A 3461-nucleotide genomic window follows, 5' to 3' on the forward strand; every position below is an offset into this window, starting at 1 on the left:
GACGTAGGGTGGCTTATCCTCGCGCGGCCAGCCGAAGGCAAAGGGGTTGGTTCCGAGCAACGGCTTGTTGCCACCGGCGGGTGCCACCGATGCGTAGCTGGGGCACATGACAAGACCGGCAAGACCTCGTTCGGTGATGGCCTCGACCTCGGGCCAGAGAGCGGAGAAATGGGTGCAATCGTTGATGACGAGGGCCGCGAGGCCAAAGGAACGGGCGCGCTCAGTGAGCGCCGGTAGGCCAAGCTCGAAGGCCGGGTTGGCGAAGCCGCTTTTGGCGTTGACCCTGACGATGGCTGAACCTTCCTGCAGCAACAGTTCCGGCACGGCGTCCGGCATGACCTTGCCAGCTTTCACCGTACGCAGGGTGCCTTCGATACGGTAAATGCCGTGCGACTTGCAGGCGTCTCTCTCGCCAGCGACGATCACGCGGGCGAGAGCGCCCGACTGGACGGCGTTCAGCCCTGCCTTGCGGAAGATCGCCTCAACGCGCTCATGCAGCGCGTTGACGGACAGGACAGTGGTCTCACTCATTTCGTTTCTCTCATGCTGATCCAGCCCGAGGACGGGCAACGTGGTTGAAATTTTGCATACATAGAGTATACAAATATTCGACAAGCGCAAATCGACCGCAGGTAGTTCGTCGGCGAGCCGCGCACCGGGTATCGAGAAAGGAACCTCATATGGCCTTCACCCCTAAAGGAAAACACCTCGTCGCGGGCGAATGGCTCGATGGTGCCGGCACGTTCGCCAACGCTCCGGCGCATGGCCCGGTGCATCAGTTCGCCGCCGGTACCGTGGATCTGGTCAACCGCGCCTGCGAAGCAGCCGAGGACGCCTTCTGGAGCTATGCCAATTCGTCGCGCCTGGAGCGTGCTGCCTTCCTACGCGCTATCGCCGAGGAGATCGAGGCCCGCGCCGATGCTATCACCGAGATCGGTAGTCAGGAAACCGGCCTGCCGGAAGCGCGCCTTCAGGGCGAACGCGGCCGCACGACCGGTCAGCTCAGGCTGTTCGCCGAACATATCGAAAAGGGCGATTATCTCGACCGTCGCCTGGACGCGGCTCTGCCCGATCGCCAGTCCGCACCGCGCCCGGAGATCCGGCTTATTCAGCGGCCAGTGGGACCGGTGGCTGTGTTTGGTGCCTCGAACTTCCCGCTCGCYTTCTCGACCGCYGGCGGCGACACGGCGGCAGCACTTGCTGCCGGCTGCCCTGTCGTGGTGAAGGGCCACTCAGCGCACCCCGGCACGGGCGAAATCATCGCACAGGCCATTGAAGCCGCTATCCGCAAGACCGGTGTTCACCCAGGGGTTTTTGCGTTGATCCAGGGCGGCAGCCGCGAGGTCGGTCACGCTCTGGTCCAGCACCCGCTGATCAAGGCGGTGGGCTTCACCGGTTCGCTCGCCGGCGGACGCGCGCTGTTTGATCTGTGTGCAGGGCGGCCAGAGCCGATCCCGTTCTTCGGCGAACTCGGCTCAGTCAATCCGATGATGATGATGTCCGAGGCGCTGAAGGCGCGGGCCGAGGCGCTGGGCCAGGGTTGGGCAGGTTCGCTCGCCATGGGCGCCGGCCAGTTCTGCACAAACCCCGGCATTGCTGTGGTGATCGATGGTTCTGACGCCGACCGTTTCATAAGTGCTGCGACCGAAGCGCTCGCCAAGGTCGGCCCGCAGACCATGCTGACCGACGGCATTGCCAAGGCCTATCATGAAGGCACGGCGCGCTTTGCCACGCGCAACACTGTCAAGCCGCTGCTTATGACCGAATCGTCGGGCCGCAGCGCTACGCCCAACCTGTTCGAGACCACGGGCGCGCAGTTCGTCGCCGACCATCTTCTGGGCGAGGAGGTCTTCGGGCCGCTCGGGCTGGTGGTCCGGGTCGACTCGCTCGACGAGATGGAGCAGATAGTGCGCCGCTTTSACGGCCAGCTGACCGCGACCATCCACATGGATGCTGGTGACCTCGAAGCCGCCCGCCGCTTGCTCCCAGTGCTTGAGCGCAAGGCTGGACGGGTTCTGGTCAACGGCTTCCCGACCGGGGTCGAAGTGGTTGATTCCATGGTGCATGGCGGGCCGTATCCGGCCTCGACCAACTTCGGTGCCACCAGCGTCGGCACCATGTCGATCCGCCGCTTCCTGCGCCCGGTTTCCTACCAGAACATGCCGGAAGGCCTGCTGCCCGAGGACTTCCAGGGCTGATCCAGCGCGCTCGCAGACGCGGGCGGGCTTTCCGGTGGGAAGGCCTGCCCGCTGCCGCGCCGAAATGCCGCATTCATATACTTTTTGTATACGCCTTGTATTTTTGAATTGATTTACGCTCTCTGACGCGAAATAGTGCGCCGGCGTCATCTGACGAACCTACTCAGGGAGAGAGTGTAATTATGAAGACTTCGGTCCTCGCCTTCGGCCTCCTGGCCGCCACCGCACTGACCAGCCTGGCTCAGGCCGACAAGTTGGACGACATCATCGCGGCAGGTACGCTGCGCTGCGCCGTCGTGCTCGATTTCCCGCCAATGGGCGCGCGCGACGAGAACAACAACCCGATCGGCTTCGACGTGGATTACTGCAACGACCTGGCCAAGGCGCTCGGCGTCACCGCCGAGATCGTCGAGACGCCGTTCCCTGAGCGCATCCCAGCGCTGATGTCGGGCCGCGTCGACGTGGGCGTTGCCTCGACCTCGGACACGCTGGAGCGCGCCAAGACCGTCGGCATGACGATCCCCTACTTTGCCTTCGAGATGGCTGTTACTGCCAACGACAAGACCGGCATCAAGTCGTTCGAAGATATGAAGGGCAAGGTCGTTGGCGCTACTGCCGGCACCTACGAGGCCATCGCTCTGGAAAAGCAGGTCAAGGAATGGGGTGCGGGCGAGTTCCGTCCCTACCAGACGCAGGCCGACGTGTTCCTGGCTCTGAGCCAGGGCCAGCTCGACGCCACCGTTTCCACCTCGACCGTTGCCCAGGCCAATGTGAAGACCGGCAAGTTCCCCGGCATCGCGGTGGTCGGCAAGGCGCCGTTCGATATTGACTATGTGGCTCTGTTCACCAATCGCGAGGAATACGGCCTCATCAACTACCTCAACCTGTTCATCAACCAGCAGGTCCGCACCGGCCGGTATGCCGAACTCTACGGAAAATGGGTGGGCGGCGACGTGCCCTCCCTTGCGGTGAACAACGTCTACCGTTGATCTGACCGTTTCTCTGGCGGCGCGAGGCAAACACCTCGCGCCGTTTTCCCTCTCAGTGCGAGACGGTAATGTTCCACTACACCTTCCATTGGAACCAGGCGTTCAAGGCATTGCCGCAGATGCTCGATGGCGCGCTGGTCACGCTGCAGATCGCGCTCCTGTCGATGGTCATCGGCTTGGCTATTGCGCTTTGCCTGACCCTTTTCCGCCTATCGGGCAATCGCATCCTCGGCGGCGTCGCCACGGCTTGGGTCGAAGTGGCGCGCAATACGCC

Annotated in this window: 4 protein-coding genes; 3 read left to right on the forward strand and 1 reads right to left on the reverse strand. The window is 63.2% G+C overall.

Features of this window, described 5'->3' with window-relative positions; all coding sequences use genetic code 11:
* On the reverse strand, positions 1 to 531 hold a 531-nt coding region (locus AC1DUU_RS26735; RefSeq protein ID WP_476786380.1), incomplete at its 3' end, for an Ldh family oxidoreductase.
* A 149-nt stretch (positions 532 to 680) separates the two neighbouring features.
* On the opposite strand from AC1DUU_RS26735, the gene AC1DUU_RS26740 reads away from it, so the two are divergent.
* The 3 genes from AC1DUU_RS26740 to AC1DUU_RS26750 form a co-directional block, all read left to right on the forward strand.
* Positions 681 to 2198 carry an aldehyde dehydrogenase (NADP(+)) gene (locus AC1DUU_RS26740; protein ID WP_476786381.1) on the forward strand — a complete coding sequence of 506 codons (1518 nt, stop codon included), beginning with the start codon at positions 681 to 683 and terminating at the stop codon, positions 2196 to 2198.
* Positions 2199 to 2380: 182 nt separating this feature from the next.
* Complete coding sequence (locus tag AC1DUU_RS26745; protein WP_476786382.1) at positions 2381 to 3187, forward strand: ABC transporter substrate-binding protein; 807 nt, start codon at positions 2381 to 2383, stop codon at positions 3185 to 3187.
* A 68-nt stretch (positions 3188 to 3255) separates the two neighbouring features.
* Positions 3256 to 3461, forward strand: a 206-nt coding sequence (locus tag AC1DUU_RS26750) for an ABC transporter permease subunit (protein WP_476786383.1), incomplete at its 3' end; no start/stop codon positions are given.

The organism is Aminobacter sp. P4_H6_2, from assembly GCF_056400805.1.